The sequence below is a fragment of the Listeria immobilis genome (genome assembly GCF_014322765.1).
GTDB classification, from domain to species: Bacteria; Bacillota; Bacilli; order Lactobacillales; family Listeriaceae; genus Listeria; species Listeria immobilis.
Map to the genome: position 1 here is coordinate 113,098 of NZ_JAASTZ010000004.1, position 23,297 is coordinate 136,394.

Genomic DNA, 23,297 nt, shown 5'->3' on the forward strand with positions numbered 1-23,297 from the left:
CCTTGATATCACATGCCTCAAACCCGATATAAGTTTTTGTTATATAGCGAAAAAATATTGTTTTTAATACGATTTATAGATATTTTGTATACAATTACCAGTTTCATAGTAGAACATTTAAATGAGTTTCACAATATTGTAATATAAGCAAATAAAAAAACATCTGATTTAATATCAGATGTTCAAAAGCGGTTATCTTAATTAGAAATTAACTGGAAAAACGTCTCCAGTAATTGCGGAATCATCTAAAACAAGTATCCCTTTTTCCGTCGGTGCATTAGGAATCGCTAACTCTCTTGCTGCACAAACCATCCCAAAGGAATCTTCTCCTCGTAAATTCGATGGTTTTATGATCAATCCACTTGGCATAACCGCACCAATCTTAGCAACTACTACCTTTTGCCCCACGTCTATATTGGGTGCACCACAAACAATTTGTAATACTTCCTCACCAACGTTAATTTGACAAACATTTAGTTTATCTGCATTAGGATGCTTCTCTTTCGACTCTACATAACCTACAACAAATTTAGGTGATAAATCAGCAACAATTTCAGGTTTAAAACCCGCTTTTTCAATAACTTGATTCATTTTAGCTACTAATTCTTCTGTTAGTTCCACTTTTCCATTTGCAGTAATAGCAAAGTACTCGGAGCTATTGAAAATATTAAAACCTGCTAATTCATTTGTTTCTCGGTTAAAAATTCTTGTTACATCTCCACGGCGTTCCCACTCGCGATTTTCAAAAGTTACTTCTCCCGTTTCGATTAGTAGTGTATCCCCTACTCCATTTTTGTTATAAAATGCGTTTACTATCACGTCTTCTACTCCTTTAATCTGTTTTTTGCCATTATAAATATCGGTTCCAGTTTACCATTATTATACACAAATGGCAAAGAGGTAATTGGTACAAGTCCATCCGCAAAGAAATCCATTGTCATATGAGCAAGAACATCATACCCTGTATTATCCTGAATATCACCAATAATTAAGACATCTTGATGCGGTACCGCAATCACCATTTCTCCGGTCAATTTTTTACGCATTTCAGCTAAAAACGATTCATTTAACAGCCTACTTGCATCATAACCATCATTCGTTCTTACAAAATAAAAATCATTTCCATTGACCGAATCTTTCTTAAGCGGTACTTCCAATTTCGCCAAATTAAGAAAGGCAGCCGTTTTAATAGCTTCTGATGTTATTCCTTCTTGTTGCAACATATCTTCCTCAATAAAACGGTAAGATTTACCTAAATCAAAAGCATAAAAAAGCTGTGTTTCGGCTGTATGTGGTTCTGTTAGAAGTTTTGTTCCCGTTTTTGTTTGATTTGGAAAAGAAGTGGCACGAACAACTGGATATATACGCTCCATGTTATTTTTAAGCGCCACTTCACCCACCGCCGCTCGAAAGCCTTCTTCAACATAATAAACAATTTTTTGGATAGCCGCCTCTCCATCATTTTCGTAATTAGCAATAATTTGCGGGATTGTAAGGCTCACTTTTTTATCCGCTTGCATTACTAGAAGCGTATCATTGTCACGATTATAAGAAAACTGTCGATTAGGCGCATTTAATTCTTTTTCAAGTCGTTCTTTCATTTTTAATGTAGTCATTTTCGCCAATAGTTGCCTCCCCTTCCCTGAAAAACCGGCACTTTTTAAATCGCAGCTAGAAAATCATTAATTTCTTCTTTTGTTTTTCGATCTTTACTAACGAAACGCCCCACTTCTTCTCCATCTTCAAACGCAAGAAAACTAGGGATTCCAAAAATCGCTAAATCAGCACATAACATAATAAAGGCATCTCGGTCAACATGATAAAAAGTGAAATCTTCATTTTCCGCCTCAATCTCTGGCATTATAGGTTCAATATATTTACAATCGCCACACCAATCAGCGCTAAACATAAAAACAGATTTACCTTCTGATTTAATATCGTTAAATTGTTCTACAGATTCTAAGTTTTTCATATTTATGCTCCTTCTCTTCATATTCTAGTTAAATCGTACCGCCAAAAAAAGCTTTCGTCCAGAATAACGCTCAATATGTTTACGTAAGAAAAAAGTTCGGCTTTTACGAAAAAGCCAAACTTTTCATCTCACTTTAGAACGCGCTTTTTTTCGCTTTTGATAATCACCATAATATCCAAAGATCAACGTTAGCGCCCCTGCTACAAAAGTAGTTATAATCCAACCAAATTCCGTTGCTCGAAAATAGGAGCCTTTCACAGCATAGCCTAGATAAAAGACAAGGCTTGCTGTTACAAGGATAGCCCCCACTAAAAGCACTGGATTTTTTACAATTTTATGCATTGTTTTTGATAGTTTCAAAAGTCGTTTTATCTAATCCACGAATAAGGGTTGTAATCATTTCTTTCGCAGCTGCATAATCATCCACATGTAAAATGGAATTAGTAGAATGAATATATCGTGCTGGAACACCAATGACAGCGCTAGGAATACCACTTAACGATGTATGGACTTTCCCTGCATCCGTGCCACCTGGTGAAACAAAATATTGATATGGAATATGGTTTGTTTCTGCTGTATCTAATAAAAACTCACGCATACCGCGATGCATAATCATTGTCCGGTCAAAAATTCGCAATAAGAATCCTTGACCAATCTGGCCAAATTGCGATTTATTTCCAGTTGTATCATTAGCCGGGCTAGCATCCAGCGCAAAGAATAGGTCTGGTTGGATCATGTTAGCACTAACACCCGCACCTCGCAAACCTACTTCTTCTTGAACATTCGCTCCGGAAAATAATGTATTAGGTAATGATTCACCTTTTAGTTCTTTTAAAAGTTCAATGGCAAGACCAACACCATAACGATTATCCCAAGCTTTTGCTAAAATTTTCTTTGGATTAGCAAGTGGCGTAAATTCAGCAACAGGAACAATAAATTGCCCAGGTTTAATCCCGATTTTTTCGGCATCCGCTTTATCATCTGCACCAATATCAATCAATAAATTCTTCGGATCAGTAGGTTTGCTTCGTTCTGCTTCTGACAACAAATGTGGCGGAACAGAGGCTACCACTCCAATGACTGGACCATTCGGCGCCATCACCTGCACTCGTTGCGCTTGGAGAACTTGCGGATTCCAACCACCAATTGTTTGAAAACGAATCATTCCATTTTCTGTAATTTGCGTTACCATAAAACCAACTTCATCCATGTGCCCAGCAACTAGCACTCGCGGACCATCTGCTGCTCCATTACGTACACCAAATATACCGCCTAGTCCGTCTTGGATTATTTCGTCTGAAACAGGTGTAAGTTCTTTTCGCATAAAAGCACGAATTCGATGCTCATCTCCCGAAGTTCCCTGTAATTCCGTTAATTCTTTAAACATCGCCAACGTTTCTTTTTCCATTAATAATCAACTCTTTCCGTCTGAAATCTCTTTTATTATAACAAATATTACGCGTTCATGCTCATAATGCCTTCCATTTTTTCGAAAGCGTGTTCAAAAAAACTTTTATAATCAAAAATTTGTAGTATAATGGTTAAAAGAGATGCGTATAGTTGCTTTTACTATGCCATTTTAAAAAAAAGTATAGGAAAACACTAGGGAGGCAAAACAATGAACTGGAAAGCTTTCATTGCCGGCGTAGGAGCAGGTGCAGCAGCTGGACACCTTGTTTATCATTATTTTCTAAACGATAAGACAATTTCAGGTGATGTTATTTTAGAAAATGTGAAAAACGCATTTAAACAAGAGGGACCAATTGAGGGTTCATGGATTCAACTTAAAAAACAACACTACAAAAAATTTGCGATTGATACTTTTGTTTATCACGGCGGCATCACATGTATTCGTGAAGGGGAGAAAAAACAATACGAATTTATTGCCGATGCTAACACCGGAACAATTATCGATGTGTATTTAGCTTAATGGTTTAAAACAAATTAAAAAAGAGATTCTCTACTATTACAAGTGAAGAACCTCTTTTTTATTATTTCATTTCTTTCCAGATTGCAATCATTTCATAAGCAACGTCCCGCAATGTATAGGTCGTCATAAACTGGTCTTCCGCATGCATAAATAAAATCGAAATTTGAACGTCTCCACCGTCTGCCTCTTTTTGAATTAATTGAACATGATTTTTATGTCCTTCACTCAAAAATTCATTCGCTTCATCTATTTTCTGATACGCTTCATCAAACTTTCTTTCTCTACCAAGCCTCATTGCTTCTATGATACAACTTCTTGCTGCTCCAACCGAGCTAATTATCTGAAATGATGCAAGTTCCATACCTTCCATTTTGTGTTAACCTCCTACGATTGTTACTTGACCGACTAAATTTGTATCAGAACTTCCGCCAACGAAAACCTGTATACCGCCCGTCTCCATTTCATATTTATTATTTATAGACCAAATTTCAAAAGCCGTTTTATCTAATTCAAATGTTACTGCTACTTTTTCATTAGGCTCTATTCGAACTTTTTTAAACGCTTTTAATTCTTTCTTTCGTCTCGTTATACTCGCTTCCATATCGTGAATATAAAGTTGCACGACTTCTTCTCCTGTTATTTCAGAAGTGTTTTCAACGGTAACGGTAATTGCTACAGTTTCTCCAGCTAACAAAGAGGAAATCGTTACAAATTCTTCTGGAATATTTATATCCTGGTAAGCAAACGTACTATAACTTAAACCGTAACCAAACGGATAAAGCGGCTTTCCAGATAAGTCAAAATAGTCTTCCTTATATTCCACTGCTTTTTGATTATAATAAACTGGTATTTGACCAGAAGATGCAGGAATACTAACAGGAAGCTTGCCTGATGGATTATATTTACCAATTAGAACTTCCGCTATTGCTGCTCCTCCCATACTACCTGGATACCAAGCTGTCAGAATCGCATCTGCTTCTTTACTGATCTCTGGAATAGCAATTGGTCGGCCTTGTATCATTACAACAATAACCGGTTTATTGGTACGTTTCATCGCACGGAATAAATCTAACTGCACTTCTGGAAGAGCAATATCAGATACATCCACATTTTCTCCAGCATCCATATTCGGACCCTTCGAACTAACTGCACCGTTATTTAAAAATTCCATATTGAAGTTTCTTGCACTTGAACCACCAAGCACTAGAATAATAGCGTCTGATTTTTCTGCCATTGCTTCTGCCTGCGCAATACCACCGTCGACTTCTTCGCGAATATCCGAACCTTTTTCATAAAATAATTCCCATTCTTGTGGAAGAATATTTTTTAGTCCAGCTAAAACAGTCACACATTCTTCTTCGTTTTGAGGAGCTGTATAATCTCCTAGTTGATTGTAGAGTGCATCTGCATTCGGACCAACAATCGCTATTTTTTTACGCTCACCTTTTAACGGTAATGTATTAGCTTCATTTTTCAAAAGGCAAATTCCTTCTCTAGCAGCTTGTAAATTAAGTTTTTTCCAATTAGAAGATACAGCTGGCATTATTTCATCGACAAAAGGATTTTCAAATAGCCCAAGTTCAAATTTCACTCGTAAAATTCGACGGACCGCTTGATTGACCACTTCTTCCTCCAAGACGCCCTCGGTTACACTCGCCTCTAAAAACGGAAAAACATTATCCCATAAACTTAAATCTACACCAGCTTCTATCGCCATTTTAGCGGCTACTTTAGGATCCGGATTTAATTTTAATAATCGATCTAATGCACAACCGTCTGCCATCACAATTCCTTTAAAGTCCATTTCTTCTCGCAAAATGGTTGTTAATAGTTCTTTATTCGCATGACAAGGTACACCATCAATCTCGTTATACGCAGCCATCACACCTAAAGCACCACTTCTTATTCCAGCACGTAAAGGCTCTAAGAAAATTTCTCTAAGTTCTCTTACACCAATCGAAACTGGACCAGAATTATGACCACCAACAGGTTCTCCCTGTGCTGCAAAATGTTTTAAAATCACAGCAACTTTACTATCTTTTTGAAAACCTGTTGTAATGGCAGCCGTTAATTCTGCGGCAAGATATGGGTCTTCTCCGTAACATTCTTCCGCTCTTCCCCAGCGTGGATCGCGAAGAATATCAAGCGCTGAAGCAAGTGCCAAATGAACTCCTTTTTCAGAGATTTCTTCGGCAATCGCTTCTGCTACTTGTTGTTGTAATTCTGGATGAAATGAAGCTGCTCGCGCAAGGTTTACAGGATACGATTCACTATCTAGCGCCTGATGACCGTGTGGAACTTCTTCCGCTAATAAAACCGGAATTCCTAATCTTGTATTCTCCATCACATAACGCTGAATCATATTAGCGACTTTTGCAGAATGCACTCGTGAAATACCAGTATCCTTATTCATTTTCGACCATGGATCAGCTCGGAATAGACCATATAAAGCACCTATCCCTTCAAAACGAGCTACCTCTTGTTTAAAATCATCTGTAATTTGAAATACGTCTCCATCTCTCGAAAAAGCATCCCAACCATACATGCGCTGATTCAATTGCCCACATTTTTCTGCGAGCGTCATCTGGGAAATCAAGTCTTCTACACGATCTTCCACAGGCTTTGTTTTATCTAAATAAATTGCCATTAGCTTTCCTCCTTGCGAGAGTATTACGTTTTATTTCAGTAAATCCAATGCGACATCTAGTACTTTCTCGCCATTCATCCGTCCATAATCAACGACATCAATGACTGTAACTGGAATATTTCCGCTTACTACTTCCATCACTTTATCTTTCATATAACTAACTTGTGGCCCAAGCAAAATAACATCTGCTTTACGCCAGTTTTTCTCAAAGTCCGTTTCAGAAATAGCCCAAATTGATACTTCTAATTCACGTTCTTCCGCAACTCGTTCCATTTTCCGAACAAGAACGCTTGTAGACATTCCTGCGTTACACATTAACATAATATTTTTCATTAATACATCCTCCTATGCTGCTTTTACACGATCGTTCGCTTTTAAGAATGGTAAATACAGAAGTACACAAACTCCAATTAAAAAGATTTGGAATACAGCTGCTCGCCAGTCTCCACCAGTTGCGAGGAATCCTGATACCACAACCGGAGTCGTCCACGGAACCAAAACAACAACTTCTGAAATCAGTTGGAGTTTTGTCGCTAAATACGCTAGACCTAAGCATAATGGTGTAGAGATAATAAATGGAATCATTAAACTTAAGTTATAAACAATTGGTAGTCCGAAAACAACCGGTTCATTAATATTAAATAGACCTGGAGCAGAGGAAAGTGTTGCAATTTCACGATAATCTTTACGTTTAGACCAGATAAAGATAGCGATTAATAAGGCAATTGTATTTCCGCCTCCACCCATAACACCAAAAATATCACGGAAAGTTGTGTTAATAATATGTGGAATTTCTGCATGATTAGCAAACGCCGTCATATTTTCTTGCATATTAGCGAGAAGTACAGGATCCATAATTGGACCAAGAATACCACTTCCAGCAATACCGATAGAATAAAGCATTTGAGAAATCGTCATTAACGTTAGGAACCCTGGCACGCTAGTTACAAGGAATGTTAATGGTTTTTGAATAAGCGTGCTAATTAATGAATACAAGTTTAGACTGAATAGTGTCGCCACTAAGAAAGAGATAAATGCAAAAATAAGAACTGTTAACATTGTTGGGATAAGCACATTAAATGACTTAATAACTGCTGGCGGAACACTATCTCCTGAAATATGAATCTTCATTTTTTCGCTCTTCGAAAGACGAATAAACACTTCTGTTGAAAGTAATGCCGTAACAATACCAACAAACATCCCTGCAGAACCCATTAATGAAAGTGGTAATACACCAGTCACTTCAACTGTTTTTTCTGCGCCCATTGGAACTACTTCTGTAATAGCAGGTACAAAAATAACAATTAAAGCAATCGTCATAAGTGCTGGAGCAAAAGGATTTTCAAATTTACGATTTTGCGCTAGGAAATAAGAAACGGATGCGCCAATTAAAATAGTGATTATTCCAAGCGTCCCGTTTACAATACTATTACCTAGGTTTTGCCAAGTAGTTAGTGTTTCTGAACTAATAATGGCGGACATAAAACCATCCGGCTTGATAATTACGTTATTAATTAAAACCATAAATCCTGCTAACATAATAAAAGGTAAAATAGTAGCAAATGCATCACGCATGGACTTCAAATGAATTTGATTTCCAAGCTTCTGCGATAACCAACTTAATTTCTCGATGAATTTTTTCAATTTCTTAAACCTCCTTAGATATTACAATAAGTGTAGCGCTTTCTTTCTAGTAAATAAATCCAGTCTTTTTCCCCATTAACTTAGTAGATGCGGAAATAAAGAAAAAAACTCCCATTTTTCTGTTTAAAAAGGAGCTTTTCTTATTGAAGTTATCTTCTTAAATCGTTCGCAGCACACGCATAAAGCTATCAAAATCGGTTACTCGTTTAAGTTCATTCATCGCTTTAGGGTTTTCTACTAAATCGCTAATTAGCGTATAGAGCGTCGCCAATCGCTTTTGTTCTTCATTTTTTACCGCTAACATAAAAACTACTTGCGCTCGCTTTTCCTCGTTCCAATCTACTCCAGCAGGACAAATACATACTGCAATAACTGTTTCTAAAACTTCCGCTTCCACTGGATGAGGGGCAGCAAGTCCATTCCCCAAATAAGTCGGCACAATTTCTTCGCGTTCAATAAGTGATGGCAAGTAATCAGCACCAACTAGCTGCTTTTGTCGTAAAAGTCCCGCTAAATCAGCTAATATTTCTGCTTTATTTGTTTTCGTACTAATTAAAAACAGTCCTTCACGAAAAATTTTTTCGAATTCTAATTGGTTTTCCGCTTCATCTGTTTTCAATAATAAAGAAATGTTTTCAATATCTTCTTTCGTTAAAAATGGCGATACTTGGACTACTGGATGTCGTGTTGTTTGTAATGGAACTGTTGAAATAACAAAGTCACAAGAGGTCCCCTTCGTTTTATAATCCTTAAATGAATATACTCCGACAATATCCAAGCTCCCAGCAAATTGTTTTCTTACTTTAGACTCAAGTAATTGGGATGTTCCTAGGCCAGAAGCACAAACTATTAACACTTTTTGCTTTTGATGTACGAATTCTTTATCAAGTCCATATAAAAAATGAATGGCTAAATAACCTGCCTCCGCCTCATTAACCTCGGTTTTTAGCTCTGTTTCTAATACATCTTTTGCCACTAAACCTAGTTCAAACGCAAATGGATAGTTCTCTTTTAAATTTTCCAAATAAGGATTTTGGATGTTCATTTTAAATTTAATTCGATTAATGGCTGGTTTTAAATGCAGCGCAATATTTGAAACCATCTTACGGTCTTGCTGAAAGTCATAACCATACAGCCGTTTAATTTGCTCCAATATTTTATCCACAATGATATATTCACGGTAATTATTAAATCCACTTTTCCAATTTTTCGCGCTTAAATGTAATAAAATATAGGAAATCTCACTTTCTGGAAAATGAATTTTTTCCGCAAGTTCAATTTCTTTCATGATTGTTTGTGCCGCTCGTAATTCAGACATACTAAATTCAATATCTTCTAAATCGGTTGCCGTAATATAACAGTTTTCTTTGACACGTGAAACGGCAATTGCAATATGGATAATTAAATTTTTAACGGAAATATCTGTCATATGAATATTATATTTCGCTACATTGGAGACAACAATTTCGAGCATTTTTTCTAAACTTACATCATGAAAAAAAGTTCTTTCTGTTTCCGTGATTAGCGGGGTAGCAGATTCTGCAAGTAAATATCTAGAGTAACAAAAACGAATTGCTAATTCTGTCCCAGAAATCCGGATACCGTAACCTGCCCTTCTTTCAACAGATAATGAATAATTTTTCAGCTTTTCCTTTACTTCTAAAATATCGGAATTTATGGTTGACTTACTGACGAAAAGTTCTTCTGCAAGTGTTTCCAGCTTAACGTAATCATTTTTTAATAATAAATAACGAATAATATAATCTGCTCGCTCTTCTGCAAACATGGGAACAATATTCATATTTGATTGTCCGGTGGAATCGTCTAACAGCAATTCTTGAAGTGCCTTTTCATCTTCTATAATTAAACGATAACCTACACCTGGAAGCGATTCAATTTTGTTTCCAGCAACTTGTAGTAAAGGATTAATAGCCTTAATATCATTCCGAATTGTTCTAGGGGTGACCGCTAATGATTCACCAATCTCTCTTCCACTAATATAGGACATTCTTAAATAAAGCATATGGACTATTTTGCGCCATCTTGGCAATAATAATTGGGAACTACTCATCCGGATTATCCTCCTCGCACCAATAACATCACTCTAACCATAATAGACAATTAACGAATATAGCTGTCTATTTTCTTTTTAACGATTACTTCATCTATTTCGCCTTGCTTAATAAGCTCTTTCATCTGTTCAGTGTAAATCACTTTTGCTGCTGCGTCCATTGCTTTTTTTACTGCACCAATTTGCTGCATAATCATTTCGAAGTCGCGTTCTTCTTCAGTCATATTTTTTATTGAGCGCACATGCCCTTCAATTTTAGCAAATCTTGTTATCAATGCTTTTCGATCAACATGTTCCATTTATATACCCCCTTACAGTATTTATGATTAATCCCCCTACCCAGGTTATTAATTTGGCTTCATTGAGCGGTTTATAATTCTATAATACCATATAATATAAATACCCTCAAAAAAAGAAGCGTTTAAACACTTCTTAAGTTCGATTATTAATTTGGTAACTCTGCTGAATTTCTCCATTTGCAGCTATTTTAACAGCCCGGAATCTTGCATCATGATAAGATAAAAACCAATAATTTTCTCCAAATGTTTTTTCAAAAATAGTTTGTTTTGCGGCAATGGATGTCATTGGATAATCATCATATGCGGTAACCCAAAGAACATTTTGGTGAGCAAATGTTGGAAAAATATCCGCCATATGAACAGCTTTTTCTCCGTTTGATTCCAACCAAATAATTGCATGTCCCTCACTATGCCCTCCAGTAAGTTCCATTTTTATCGCTTTATTGATTTGTATTTCCTTTTCAAAAGTATGAATTTGTGACTCAATTTGCTCCCAATTTTCTTTCCAGTATGTCGCTTTGGAACGAATGTTTGGTTGTTGCATTTCATCCCATTCCGTCTTAGAAGTCCAAATTTCAGCGTTTTTAAAAACAGAATAGTAATCTTCTTTAGAAACACCCGTCAAACCAAGCACATGATCAAAATGTAAATGTGTCATTAAGACATAATCAATATCTTCTGGAGAGACACCTAGTTTAGCTAAATCTTCCAGTACGTGTGATTCTTCTGTCACACCATAATTACGTTTTTGTTTTTCTGTTAAACGATTATTCCCTATTCCACTATCAATTAAATAATTTTTTCCTTCAAATCGAAAATACATTGGATCCGTCACAGTCGCAAGCTGATTATTTTTATTTGCTGGATATTTTTTCTCCCAAAGTGGCTTAGGTACAACACCAAACATCGCACCTGCATCAAAATGTGTGTAACCGCCTCTTAACCAATATATCGTAATATCACCAATTTGAATTGTATCCATTATATATTCCTCCCTTAAAATATAAAAACCAGATGCAGTAAATGCACCTGATTCATCCTTCGTCTCTATCAAATTTTGCTTCAAGCCGATAAATCGGAAATCCTTTAGCTGAAAATTTTTCTTCATATTCAGTTTTGATATTTCCTTCATAATCACTATTATGTAAATCAAGCGAAACAAAAGTGAGTAGCATATTATAGGCAGAAAACGCTACTAATGAATATTCAAATAAACTGCGATTATCTGTTTTAAAATGAATTTCTCCTGCTTTCGGTAAAAGTCGTTCATAAATAGCAAGGAAAGTAGGATTGGTTAGACGACGTTTTGTATGGCGTTTTTTTGGCCACGGATCTGAGAAATTAAGATAAATTTGTGCTATCTCCCTCTTCTCAAAACATTCTTCCAATAATTTAGCATCACGAGCCACTAAACGTAAATTGGGTACATCTGCTTCAATTGCCTTATCTAGTGCAGAAACAAGAACACTTTCAATCATTTCAATGCCAATATAGTTAATAGCTGGATTTGCTTTTGCCATTCCGCTTATAAACTGTCCTTTTCCAGAACCAATTTCGATATGAATTGGATGATCATTACCAAATACTTCTTGCCATTTTCCTTTTAGTTCTTCTGGGTTTTCAATATAAATTGCTGGAAATTCTTGCAATCTGTCTTTAGCCCATGGTTTATGTTTTACACGCATCGTTCTTTACACCTCATCATCTTCTATTGCATTTTGAAAAATTTGTTTTGCTCGTTCATTCGCTTCAAACGATTGATTTAAAGTCAACTGCATCACCGTTTGGCAAATTGTATACCATTTTAATTTGCGATGTAAATCCGGCGTTAAGGTTGTCCCATATTCAGAAAGCCACTTTTCCCACTCATTACGTGGAATATATTGGTATAAAATCATTCCAATATCATTTGCAGCATCTGCAAGCATTGCACCGTCCCAATCTACTAGAAACAATTCATTCTCCTCAGAAATAATCCAATTATTATGATTTACATCTCCATGACAAACGACATAATCCGTCTGTCCAATTGATGGAAGGTTTAAATCCAAGTATTGTATTGCTTCTATTATAAAAGGTGTCGTATTACTATAGGCAGCTACTTCTGTTTTTAACCGAGCCAGTAGTTGTTCTGCTGAGAAATAACAATTCTCGATTTTTTCTAGCATATGTTGCAAAGTTTCTGAATGATGAATTTTAGCAAGCAAGGCAGCCACCCTACTTCCATTCATTTCATCCCGCGTTAAAATATGACAGTTTACCCATTTTTGTGCTGTAATTACATCGCCATTTTCCACACGTCTTGTCCAAACAAGTTTTGGTACAATATTTTCTACAGAAAGTGCAGCTAAAAAAGGCGAAGAATTTCTTTTTAAAAAGAATTTTTCGTCTTCATGCGTTGCAACAAATGCTTGACCAGTTTCCCCACCAGCCGGCGCTATGTCATATTCTCTCCCAAAAAAATTATCTTTCATTTACATACACACCTTTTACTAGCTCTTTGCAACTTCCCTATGCCCTTTAAAAATACTTCCGAACAAATTGGTAACTATTCATGATTTTACTTCTCTTCACTCTTCTAGTCAAGTCAACATATGTTCGTTATTGCAATTTTTTATTTAAAAATACTACAAATAGAAGTATAAAAAACCACCTAGGAAAATCCGATTAGACACGGATTCAACAGGTGGTTTTTCTAGATAACAGTTATATTTGTTCTGTTTTTTCAACGATTGGTTCTCTTGTGCTATTATTTTTTTTAATAAAGAGCGCTAAAATGCAAGCAACTACAGAAAGAATTCCTGCTACTAAAAAGGCTGTTTCAATTCCGTGAATAAGTACATGATTAGCAATCTCCGCTTTTGTTTTACCCATTACATCACTTGGTCCCATGTTTTTCGCAAAACTAGCTGCACTTTTTGACATAATCGTAATCAATGCTGCTGTTCCGATAGATCCTGCTACTTGCCTCATTGTATTAAACATTGCTGACCCGTGGGATGCAAGATTAAGTGGTAGTGAGTTAAGTGCAGCAGTTTGGAGTGGCATCATTACCATGGCCATTCCCGCTGAACGAATTGTTTGAATGATGATAATATACGTTAAAGTAGTAGACTCATCTAAACTCGTGAACATAAACGTAGCAACCGCCATAATGACCAAACCGACTAATGATAAATATTTCGCTCCAAATCGGTCAAATAATATCCCAGTCACAGGAGAAAGTATTGCTGTCACAAGCGCTCCTGGTAAAAGGACAAGCCCTGACTCAAGTGGAGAGAATCCACGAACTGTTTGTAAGAAAATTGGTAGTAAGAGCATTCCGCCAAAAAGTCCCATAACAACAAAGAAACTAATCGATGTCGTAAGCGCAAAAGTCGGATATTTAAATACTCTAAAGTTAAGAAGTGGTGCTTTGGAGCTTGTTTGATAACGAATAAATAATCCTAGTACAACTAAACCAAGAATAATAAATCCAGCTACTTTCCAAGTTAACCAAGCATGATCACCTGCATTACTAAATCCTAATAACAAGCTACCAAACCCAACTGTCGACATAATTACGCCAAGAATATCGAGTTTCGGGAAAGTCCGCTTCCCAACATTTTTAAGTAAGAAAATTGCTACTACAATATCTAAAATCGCAAACGGAATAATAATAAAGAATAAATTGCGCCAATCATATTGCTCCACAATCCAACCTGAAAGTGTCGGACCAATTGCCGGTGCAAAGTTCATCGCTAAACCAATAAGCCCCATCGCCCGACCTCTTCGTTCCATCGGGAATAAATTTAATACAACAACGGTTAATAGCGGCATAACAATCCCCGCACCAACTGCTTGGACCATTCTCCCAGCTATTAGCATTGTATAGTCCGTTGCAAATCCGCCAATCGCTGTACCAATGGCAAAAGTAACCATTGCAAATAAATAAAGTTGACGTGTTGTAAATCGTTCAATCAAAAATGCCGTCATTGGAATCATGACACCATTCACTAACATAAATCCTGTGGATAACCATTGTCCTTGACTTGCTGTAATCCCAAAATCTCTCATAATACTTGGTAGCGCGACATTCATCAACGTTTGGTTGAGAATCGTAACAAAGGCGCCCATTAGCATAACAATTAAAATACCATTACGCTTCACTGATGTACTTGCTGCTTTCATATTCAATCTTGTGCACCTTCCCTTTCTAAAATGGTAATTATTTCTTGATGAGTTTCTAACATTGCTTGAAGTTTTTCTTCCCCAACTTTTAAAATTGGTTCTAGACGATTGAAGAAAACATGATACGTTTCTGCTGCTTTGCTAGCACCTTTTTCAGTAAGCGCTAAGCTAAGTGCACGACGGTTACTTTCATTACGAGTACGCTCTAAAAAACCAGCTTTTACTAAGCGATCCACAATTCCAGAAACTGTACTTTTCCCCAATTTCATTCGTTCAGCTAGTTCTCCAAGTGTTAATTCAGATTCTCGCTGCAACTCTCTAATGGCGAGTAATTGCGTTGTTGTAATTTCTCTATTAGCTGCTTCTTCCGCTAATACATGATGTGTTTTTCGTTGTACTTCGCGAAAAGAGAAAATCACTTCTTTCACTAACTTTTCTTCCATTATTTCCCCTCCGTACTGTTCGCAAGCAAATGTTTCGTATGCGAACTATTATCCTTTTGAATTATACACCTTGAAGAATATTTGTCAATCCCTTAAGTTAAGCTGATTTCGAGTGAAAGCGCGGTCATTAAGCTCCCCGTAATAAAATAAAAGTTATATAATTTTTTACATATATAATATCCAATAAAAAAACCTTCCCTTTTTAAAGGAAGGTCGGAAGGTTCATTTATTTAGCTACTGCTAATTCTCCGCAAGAACGAACAATTTCTTCAACAAAATAGCTATGCAATTGTGCGGTAATTGGTCCACGTTTTCCATCGCCTACTTGTACACCATCAATATGTGTAATAGGTGTAATTTCAATTGTTGTACTGGAAATAAAAACTTCATCTGCTTCACGAAGATCTGTCAACGTAAAATCAGCTTCTCGTACAGGAACTCCATTTTTTCTAGCAACATCTAAAATTACTTGGCGCGTAATACCATTTAAAATTAAATTATCTGCCGCATGTGTCCACAGTACGCCATCTTTTATGATAGAAACATTAGATGCGGAACATTCGGTAACTTGTTCTCCGCGGTGTAAGATAGCTTCTAAAGCATTTTGTTGATGCGCTTTATTTTTTGCCATAATATTACCTAGTAAGCTTAAACTTTTAATATCACAACGTAACCAACGAACATCTTCTTCTGTAATGGCTGTTCCACCTTCAATAAATTGCTTTTCATTTCTAGGAACTTCGCGTGCTGCTGCTGTAAGTACTCCTTCCAGTGGAAAATCGTCAGGAATTACATGATTACGAGGATTTTGAACGCCACGAGTAACTTGTAAATAAACATTACCAGTATGAATGTTATTGGCTGCAACCAATGATTCTATTAATTTACGAAGTTCTTCTTTAGTGTAAGGAATAACCAAATCAATTTTTGCTGCACTCGCATATAAACGCTCGATGTGCTCATCATATGTAAAAAATTGGCCATTATACAAACGAACCACTTCATATACACCATCTCCAAATTGATAGCCGCGATCTTCTACATCAACTGAGGCTTCATCTCTTTCCACTAAATGGTTATTTACTAATACTTTCATCTTAAGACACTCCTTGCTAGTTAATTTGTTGGAACTATCTAAAAACTTAATTAAATAGAGAAACTGCTGCAAAACTAAGCTTTGCAGCAGTTAATTTTTTCAATTATAACCCTTACTTTGCTAATTTGTAAAGTGCTTCGGCATAAATTGCTGTAGCTTTTAATAAATCATCAAAATAACTGAATTCATCTTTTTGGTGCATCGTATCTTCACGGCCTGGGAATAGTGCGCCAAACGCCACACCAGTCTCCATATGACGCGCATAAGTTCCGCCACCAATCGCAAGTAAAGTAGCTTCTTCACCTGTTTGTTTCGTATAAACTTCTTGCAAAGTTTGAATTAAAGGATGATCTTTTGGCACGAAAAGTGGTTTAGAATCACTGTAATGCGTATACTGCGCATTATATTCATATACAACTGTTTGCATTTTATTTTTTAGTTTGTCCATATTAGCTGTTACTGGATATCGGAAATTAAGTCCAAATTTTCCACCTTCTGCAACATCATAACGAATTACACCAACATTCATAGTTAATTCGCCACTTTCTTTATCTTCATAACTAATACCAAGTTTTACGGCACGAGAATCACCAAATAAATAATCACGACCAAATGTAACAAAATCATTTGCAGCACCAGTTAGTTTAAATTTACCTAAAAAGGCTACTAAATGAAGACCGGCATTAATTCCATTGTTAGGTTCCATCGCATGCGCGGACTTACCAACAAAATTAATTTTGACAGTTTTGCCATTTTCTTCTAATGTTCCTTCTACTGGGTGGTTAGCAAGGAAATTTTTGAAACTGCTTGAAAGTTCATCAAAGTCTTTCACGTTTTCGATAATTGCACTAGCATGATCTGGTACCATATTGTAGCGTTCGCCTGATTCGAAACTTAGTAAACGAAAGGCTGCTTCCCCACTTGCCTCTCCGTCTTTAAAAGATACATCTAATTCAGAAATACCTTTTTCTGCATGAATTATTGGGAATTCAGCATCTGGAACAAAACCAAGCGTTGGTTGTTCTTCTGTTTCGAAATAACGTTCTACACAGCTCATTCCGCTTTCTTCATCAGAACCAATGATGATTCGTACACGACGAGAAAGTGGCAAGCCTAATTCTTTGATGATTTTTAATGCATAATAACCTGCGATAGTTGGTCCTTTGTCATCTGCCACACCACGAGCATAAAGTTTTCCATCACGCAAAGTTGGTTCAAATGGTCCATTTGTCCAACCATCACCAACTGGGACAACATCCACATGACCTAAAACGCCAACAAGCTCTTCTCCTTGACCGTATTCTAGATGTCCTGCTACATTACCAACTTCTTTTGTTGTAAAGCCATCTTTCTTACCAAGGTCTATCATATAATCGAGTGCTCGTTTCACATCAGGTCCAAACGGCGCATCTTCTGTTTTTTTACTATCATCGCGAACACTAGGAATGCGAAGTAACCCTTTTAAGTCTTCTAGGAAATCATCTTTACGAGATTCCACTTCTTTTTGCCAATTAATTTCTGTCATCAATATTCCCTCCTTCAAACTTATCTTCTCTATTGTAAACTGTTTTTACGCAGCTTGGAAGCCGTAACTCCTTATTTTCTCATAAAACCTTTAATTGCTTCCATATCCCAGCGTTCCATACGAGAGGAGAAAACAATATCCATCCATTGTAAGCTATCCTTTTCAAGTGGTAAAAAGCGATACGCTTCATGTTCTTCTGATAGTTCAATTGCTCCGGTTTCCGGCATTTCAACTAAATAAATAACACCTGTAATTTGGTATTCTTCCTGAAAAAACTCCCATGTATCATATAAAATAAATGGCTGCACTTGTAATTTCGTTTCTTCATAAACTTCTCTAAAAAGTGCTTCCCCGTGTGTTTCACCGTAATTCATCCGTCCACCTGGGAGTTCAAAAACTTCTCCTTCGACACCTTTCTTTTTAAGCGCGAGAAATTTTCCGTCCTTTACGATGACGGCTTTTACGGCAGGATATATAGGTTTCATTTTACAAAAGCCTCCTTATCATTTAAGATAAACATGATTTATCTGTTCTTTATTTTACCCGGTTCGGTAGATAAAAGCCAGTGTCATAAGGAGGTTTCACAAAAGTGAAGAAAATTACACCAAAAGCAATGTGCGCCTGGATTCCAAAACGAGAAGATGAAACGCATAAGGGAGATTATGGTCGTGTATTAATAGTCGCTGGGAATAAGCAATTTGGTGGCGCTGCAATTATGGCTGCTGAAGCATGTGTTAAAAGTGGAGCTGGCTTAACAACGGTTGCTTCTGATAGCGTTAACCGCCCCGCCCTTCAAACACGTATTCCAGAATGTATGTTTATTGATTATGAAAATATCGCCAGTTTAAGTGAACAGATCCAACAGTTTGATACGATTTTAATTGGTCCTGGTCTTGGTTTAGATGCTTATGCAGAAGAAATTTTCCAATTGGTATTACAAAATGCTACCGACAAACAGCAAATTATTATTGATGGGGATGGCATTACAATTTACGCTAAAGGAGAAATTCCTCGTCCTGCTGCAAAATTAACTTTCACACCACATGCAGGAGAATGGGAACGGCTCAAAACGCTTGTCCCAAAAGCAGAGACAACCACAGAGATTGCGATGACTTTAGATGCCACCATCGTGCTAAAAGGTCATCGAACAAAAGTATATGCTGGAGAATCAGCATGGCAAAATATTTATGGAACTCCCGCGATGGCTACTGGCGGAATGGGTGACACGCTTGCAGGAACCATTTGTGGTTTAATGGCTCAAACAGAAAAACCAATAATTGGAACACTTGCTGCTGTTTTTCTGCATAGTTACATCGGTGAAATTCTTGCAAAAAAACGTTATGTCGTGCTTCCAACCGAAATCGCGGAAGAACTTCCAACATATTTGAAAATTTTTAGTGAAACAGATGAACATGCCTAAATAATAAGAAGCTACTCTCTATAAAAAGGAGCAGCTTCTTTTTTAAGCTATTTTTTTAAATTTATTTGCCCATAATGCTAATTTTTTACCCCAAAGGAAGTAGCAGCCAATAGAGCAAAAGACCACTGCATTTCCAATCAAGAAGCCACCAACCACATCACTTGGGAAATGAACACCTAAGTAAACACGAGTACACATAACAAACACTATGACAGAAAGCGCTAAAACAGCAATTGTAATACGTAACCATCTTTTACTCACATAGAGAATTAGGAAAAAAGCAAGCATTCCATAGAAAACTGTTGAACCAGTTGCATGTCCGCTTGGAAAGCTAAAACCGCCTTGTTCAATTAACTTATATGTCGGTCTTGGGCGCTGAACAATATTTTTAATAATAGATGGGATCAACGCACCACCCACCAACACTGTGCCACCAAACCAAATCGCAATATCAACTTTTCGCAAATAAAGCAAAATGACTATTCCAACTACAGTTAACAGACAAATCGTTGCTACCCCACCAATATCAGTTAAATATGAAATCGCCGTAGTTTTAGTATCTGTTATTCCGACTCGAATAATGCTATTCCAGTAATGATCAAATGTTTGTATCCAGTTTGCCTTCGTCATGACTCCTGACATAAAAAGAATAAAGCCAAGAAGACCAACGCCGCTAATAATAAATGGTGTTTTTTTCATATAATCCTCCTAGCGAATCCTTAATTTTTCACGTATTCTCGTTCCACGTGGACCAAATAACTTATCAGATAGGTGTAATTTAAACGCCATATAACCATAAAAAACTGCACCTATTCCACCACAAATTGCCGTTAAAAAGAATGCTGACATTTTATGATTTGGGCTAATAAAGTTTGCGAGACTCATATAAAGCCCAATAACAACCACACCCATTACAGCAGTCATTCCGATAAATAAGACCGTTCGTCGCATAATAATTTTGAAAGAAAAATGCACATATTTTTTTATAATAAGTAACATAAAAACACATGAAACGGCGTAACCCGCTCCTGTTGCCAAAATCGATCCTTTTGCTTCAAATAACATAATAAGCGGCATTTGCAATACAGATTTTGTAAGCAAACCAAGTAATAAACCAAGCACGGTAAAGCGTTGTTCATCAATCCCTTGAAGTACAGCAGCAGCAACACTAAATAAGGAAAATAAAACCGCAATTGGCGCAAATAATTGTAAAAGTTCTGTTCCATCATTACTCGGTGCAAAAAACACTGTAAATAATGGCCGAGCGAGCATTGCAATCCCAAAACAAGCTGGGATAGTTAAAAATAACAAAATTTGAAAAACATCATTCAGTTGCCGTTTCACTTGCGCGTATTCTCTTCTTACATAAGCTCCTGTCACAAGTGGAACTAAAGCCATTGAAAAAGCGATTGCGAGTGTTCCAGGAATCATAATTAGTTTTTGCACATCAAAGTTAATGATTGCTACATAGGAATTAACCATCGCCGGTGTTATTCCAATGTATTCAAGCACACGCCCTAGAGTAAATTGATCAATTAATTGATAGAGCGAGGTTGCTGATCCAACAATAATAAAAGGAATGGCTGAAAGAATAATATCTTTATATAGCCTAGGAATAGAAAGCTGGACTGTTCCACGATCCTCTAAAAGCATTTCATCTAGTCCTGGTTTTCGTTTATAAAAATACCAAAGTAATAAAAGCAAACTGGCAAAAGCGCCAACAAATGCCGAGAATGTCGCTACACTAACCGCAGTAACTACATTTCCATCAAGCACATACATCACAATAAATGTTCCTGAAAGCAAAAACATAATTCGGACTACTTGCTCTAATACTTGAGATACAGCAGAAGGTCCCATCGAATTATAGCCTTGGAAAAATCCACGTAATAAGCTCATTACTGGAATAATAAGTAGAGCAAAACTTACAGCACGTATAACCTGAATCCCATCTTCTAAACTATATCCGCCTTCTAATTGTTGCATCTTAGCAAGGGTCGGTGCGAGTCCATACATTGCTAAGAAACAAACTATTCCTGAGAAAATCATTAAGTAAACACCAGTTCTAAATAAACGTCGACCAACCGCATATTCTTCCATGGCATTATATTTTGCTATATATTTTGCAACAGCAAGTGGTATCCCCGCAGTTGCAACACTTAAGAACAATTGATACGGCACATAACCGAAATTATATAGAAGCGCTGGTTCATCTCCTCCAATAATCGCATAAAACGGAATCACGTACAATATTCCGAGCACTTTAGAGATTAATGTCCCAAGCGTCAGAATAAAAGTTCCTCTGAGCAGTTTTGAACCCATCGTCTAACTTCCTTTACATTAAATTATACATCCTTGTTTACTTTACCATTATCTGTTTTAAAAAAAAAGAACAAACCTAAATAAATATTGGCTTGTTCTTTATAAAACGTTTAATTCAAATGAAGTTTTTGACGAATTTTTTGCATCCGATCGCCTAGAATATAGTCAAGCAAACCAGCCTTCGCAGCAAGAAACGCATAAATATATGCTCCTACACCAGCAGATAAGATAACAATAAACAAAGCAGAAAATCTTACTTCCGGGTTTAAAAATAGTGCTAAGCCATGATAAACAAGCCAAACAACCGCAAGCATTACAAAACTTATTCCTAAAATTAAAACTAAACGACGGATAATATATTTAAATGAATAATTTGCATATTTTTTAATGATGAAAATGGTAAACACCACTGAAACAATATAGCCAAGACCTGTTGCAAGCGCGCCACCCTTTGCACCAAATAATAAAATAAGCGGCATTTGTAATACGGATTTTGTTAATAATCCAAGTAACAAGCTAAGTACTGTATATCGTTGTTCATCAATTCCTTGTAAAATCGCTGCAGTTACACTAAATAAAGAAAAGAATACCGCAAATGGTGCAAAAAAGCGAAGTAACATTGCTCCATCGGCATTATGACCATAAAATATGGTGTAAAGCGGATCAGCAAGTAACGCTATTCCTAAACAAGCTGGTACAACGAGAAATAGTAACACTTGAAAAACAGCTGTTAAATAATGATGTACTTCTCGCATTTTCCCTTTATTAAATGAAGCTGCAACTAAAGGAACTAATGTCATCGAAAATGCTAAAGCTAGCGTCCCGGGAATCATAATAATTTTTTGAACGGAAAAATTAAAGATGGACAACAAATCTTCTGCTGCTTTGCCAGATACTCCGTCATATGTTAGTACACGTGCAAAAGTAAATAAATCAATTTGTTGATATAAAGACATCGCCATACCGACAATAATAAAAGGAACCGCAGATATGGAGATTTCTTTTAGCAAATGGAAAGTTGATACTTGTAAACGATTATCACTTGTCGCTATCATTTTCTGAATTCCCGGTCGTCGTTTTTTATAATACCAAATAAGACATAGCAAACTAAAGAATGCACCAACGAAAGCTGCAAAAGTGGCTAAACTCATTGCGGTTACAAGACTTCCATTAATTAAATGAAGCACAATATAGGTACTAGCAAGCAAAAATACAATTCTCGCTATTTGCTCAATAACCTGTGAGACAGCAGATGGCCCCATAGAGTGAAACCCTTGGAAATAACCACGTAGCAAGCTCATAAACGGAATAATTAGTAAAGCAAAACTCACTGCTCGAATCACACTTGTAATATCTTCTATACTAGTTCCACCACTAACCTCTTGCATTCCGGCTAAAACAGGTGCAAAAATATACATAATTAAAAAACTAGCAATTCCTGTAAAAATCATTAAACGGGCACTTGATTTATACAGCCTTTGACTTAGCGCATACTCATTTAATGAATTATATTTTGAAATGTATTTGGCAACTGCAAGCGGAACACCAGCTGTCGCAATATTTAAGAATATTTGGTAAGGAACATACCCATATTGATAAAGTATAGTCGCATCTTCTCCACCTGCAATCCAGTAAAATGGAATAACATACAGAATTCCTAATATTTTAGATAACAATGTCCCGGCTGTTAGTACTGCCGTTCCTCGCATTAATTTTGAACTCATAATTTCTATTACCTCAATTGATTTTTTATTGAAC

At 36.5% G+C, this 23,297-nt stretch carries 24 protein-coding genes; 2 read left to right on the forward strand and 22 right to left on the reverse strand.

Features of this window, described 5'->3' with window-relative positions; translation table 11 throughout:
- Positions 1-201: 201 nt before the first annotated feature.
- The 5 genes from ytpR to HCJ50_RS03980 all read right to left on the reverse strand — a co-directional run bounded on the left by ytpR (position 202) and on the right by HCJ50_RS03980 (position 3,380).
- Entirely contained in the window at positions 202-819 is a 618-nt protein-coding gene (gene ytpR / locus HCJ50_RS03960; protein WP_185347943.1) for a YtpR family tRNA-binding protein, read from the reverse strand.
- 5 nt (positions 820-824) lie between these two features.
- Positions 825-1,625 carry a DUF1444 domain-containing protein gene (locus tag HCJ50_RS03965; protein ID WP_185347941.1) on the reverse strand — a complete coding sequence of 267 codons (801 nt, stop codon included), beginning with the start codon at positions 1,623-1,625 and terminating at the stop codon, positions 825-827.
- Between the two features lie 35 nt (positions 1,626-1,660).
- Entirely contained in the window at positions 1,661-1,972 is a 312-nt protein-coding gene (locus HCJ50_RS03970) for a thioredoxin family protein (protein ID WP_185347939.1), read from the reverse strand.
- Positions 1,973-2,095: 123 nt separating this feature from the next.
- Complete coding sequence (locus HCJ50_RS03975; RefSeq protein WP_185347937.1) at positions 2,096-2,314, reverse strand: hypothetical protein; 219 nt, start codon at positions 2,312-2,314, stop codon at positions 2,096-2,098.
- A complete protein-coding gene (locus tag HCJ50_RS03980) occupies positions 2,307-3,380 on the reverse strand; it encodes a M42 family metallopeptidase (RefSeq protein ID WP_185347935.1) in 1,074 nt (357 codons plus the stop codon). The genes HCJ50_RS03975 and HCJ50_RS03980 overlap by 8 nt, the downstream gene beginning before the upstream one ends.
- Positions 3,381-3,590: 210 nt before the next feature.
- Between HCJ50_RS03980 and HCJ50_RS03985 the strand changes: the two genes are divergently transcribed.
- Positions 3,591-3,902, forward strand: a complete 312-nt coding sequence (locus HCJ50_RS03985) for a PepSY domain-containing protein (protein WP_185347934.1) — start codon at positions 3,591-3,593, stop codon at positions 3,900-3,902.
- 61 nt (positions 3,903-3,963) lie between these two features.
- Here HCJ50_RS03985 and HCJ50_RS03990 read toward each other — a convergent pair whose 3' ends face one another.
- From HCJ50_RS03990 to HCJ50_RS04055, 14 genes are all read right to left on the reverse strand, one after another.
- Positions 3,964-4,272, reverse strand: a complete 309-nt coding sequence (locus HCJ50_RS03990) for a PTS lactose/cellobiose transporter subunit IIA (protein WP_003748006.1) — start codon at positions 4,270-4,272, stop codon at positions 3,964-3,966.
- Positions 4,273-4,278: 6 nt separating this feature from the next.
- Positions 4,279-6,549 (reverse strand): glycoside hydrolase family 3 C-terminal domain-containing protein, encoded by a 2,271-nt coding sequence (locus HCJ50_RS03995; protein ID WP_185347932.1) that lies wholly within the window; start codon positions 6,547-6,549, stop codon positions 4,279-4,281.
- Between the two features lie 30 nt (positions 6,550-6,579).
- Positions 6,580-6,882 carry a PTS sugar transporter subunit IIB gene (locus HCJ50_RS04000; RefSeq protein ID WP_185347930.1) on the reverse strand — a complete coding sequence of 101 codons (303 nt, stop codon included), beginning with the start codon at positions 6,880-6,882 and terminating at the stop codon, positions 6,580-6,582.
- A gap of 12 nt (positions 6,883-6,894) precedes the next feature.
- Positions 6,895-8,193: a PTS sugar transporter subunit IIC gene (locus tag HCJ50_RS04005; RefSeq protein WP_185347928.1), complete on the reverse strand. Its 1,299-nt coding sequence runs from the start codon at positions 8,191-8,193 to the stop codon at positions 6,895-6,897.
- A gap of 157 nt (positions 8,194-8,350) precedes the next feature.
- Entirely contained in the window at positions 8,351-10,264 is a 1,914-nt protein-coding gene (locus HCJ50_RS04010; RefSeq protein WP_185347926.1) for a BglG family transcription antiterminator, read from the reverse strand.
- A 50-nt stretch (positions 10,265-10,314) separates the two neighbouring features.
- Positions 10,315-10,563 carry a metal-sensing transcriptional repressor gene (locus tag HCJ50_RS04015; RefSeq protein WP_185347924.1) on the reverse strand — a complete coding sequence of 83 codons (249 nt, stop codon included), beginning with the start codon at positions 10,561-10,563 and terminating at the stop codon, positions 10,315-10,317.
- Positions 10,564-10,696: 133 nt separating this feature from the next.
- Positions 10,697-11,545 carry a YtnP family quorum-quenching lactonase gene (locus HCJ50_RS04020; RefSeq protein ID WP_185347922.1) on the reverse strand — a complete coding sequence of 283 codons (849 nt, stop codon included), beginning with the start codon at positions 11,543-11,545 and terminating at the stop codon, positions 10,697-10,699.
- A 52-nt stretch (positions 11,546-11,597) separates the two neighbouring features.
- The gene (trmB, locus tag HCJ50_RS04025; RefSeq protein ID WP_185347920.1) at positions 11,598-12,248 is read right to left on the reverse strand and encodes a tRNA (guanosine(46)-N7)-methyltransferase TrmB; all 651 of its coding nucleotides are present in this window, start codon (positions 12,246-12,248) and stop codon (positions 11,598-11,600) included.
- Positions 12,249-12,254: 6 nt separating this feature from the next.
- Positions 12,255-13,037, reverse strand: coding sequence for a phosphotransferase family protein (locus HCJ50_RS04030; RefSeq protein WP_185347918.1), 783 nt, complete (start codon positions 13,035-13,037; stop codon positions 12,255-12,257).
- A 232-nt stretch (positions 13,038-13,269) separates the two neighbouring features.
- The gene (mdrM, locus tag HCJ50_RS04035; protein ID WP_185347916.1) at positions 13,270-14,739 is read right to left on the reverse strand and encodes a multidrug efflux MFS transporter MdrM; all 1,470 of its coding nucleotides are present in this window, start codon (positions 14,737-14,739) and stop codon (positions 13,270-13,272) included.
- Positions 14,736-15,176 carry a MarR family winged helix-turn-helix transcriptional regulator gene (locus HCJ50_RS04040; RefSeq protein ID WP_185347914.1) on the reverse strand — a complete coding sequence of 147 codons (441 nt, stop codon included), beginning with the start codon at positions 15,174-15,176 and terminating at the stop codon, positions 14,736-14,738. Before HCJ50_RS04040 ends, mdrM begins: the two co-directional genes overlap by 4 nt.
- Before the next feature lie 226 nt (positions 15,177-15,402).
- Positions 15,403-16,272 (reverse strand): D-amino-acid transaminase, encoded by an 870-nt coding sequence (gene dat, locus HCJ50_RS04045; RefSeq protein ID WP_185347905.1) that lies wholly within the window; start codon positions 16,270-16,272, stop codon positions 15,403-15,405.
- A gap of 112 nt (positions 16,273-16,384) precedes the next feature.
- Entirely contained in the window at positions 16,385-17,797 is a 1,413-nt protein-coding gene (pepV, locus tag HCJ50_RS04050) for a dipeptidase PepV (RefSeq protein ID WP_185395572.1), read from the reverse strand.
- 71 nt (positions 17,798-17,868) lie between these two features.
- Positions 17,869-18,282: an NUDIX hydrolase gene (locus HCJ50_RS04055; RefSeq protein WP_185395571.1), complete on the reverse strand. Its 414-nt coding sequence runs from the start codon at positions 18,280-18,282 to the stop codon at positions 17,869-17,871.
- Positions 18,283-18,386: 104 nt separating this feature from the next.
- Here HCJ50_RS04055 and HCJ50_RS04060 point away from each other — a divergent pair, with 104 nt between their 5' ends.
- On the forward strand, positions 18,387-19,217 hold the full coding sequence (locus HCJ50_RS04060; protein WP_185395570.1) for an NAD(P)H-hydrate dehydratase: 831 nt from the start codon (positions 18,387-18,389) through the stop codon (positions 19,215-19,217).
- Between the two features lie 42 nt (positions 19,218-19,259).
- Here HCJ50_RS04060 and HCJ50_RS04065 read toward each other — a convergent pair whose 3' ends face one another.
- From HCJ50_RS04065 to HCJ50_RS04075, 3 genes are all read right to left on the reverse strand, one after another.
- Positions 19,260-19,916: a phosphatase PAP2 family protein gene (locus HCJ50_RS04065; protein ID WP_185395569.1), complete on the reverse strand. Its 657-nt coding sequence runs from the start codon at positions 19,914-19,916 to the stop codon at positions 19,260-19,262.
- Between the two features lie 9 nt (positions 19,917-19,925).
- Entirely contained in the window at positions 19,926-21,539 is a 1,614-nt protein-coding gene (locus HCJ50_RS04070) for a putative polysaccharide biosynthesis protein (protein WP_185395568.1), read from the reverse strand.
- Between the two features lie 110 nt (positions 21,540-21,649).
- Complete coding sequence (locus HCJ50_RS04075) at positions 21,650-23,263, reverse strand: putative polysaccharide biosynthesis protein (RefSeq protein WP_185395567.1); 1,614 nt, start codon at positions 23,261-23,263, stop codon at positions 21,650-21,652.
- Between the last annotated feature and the right edge of the window lie 34 nt (positions 23,264-23,297).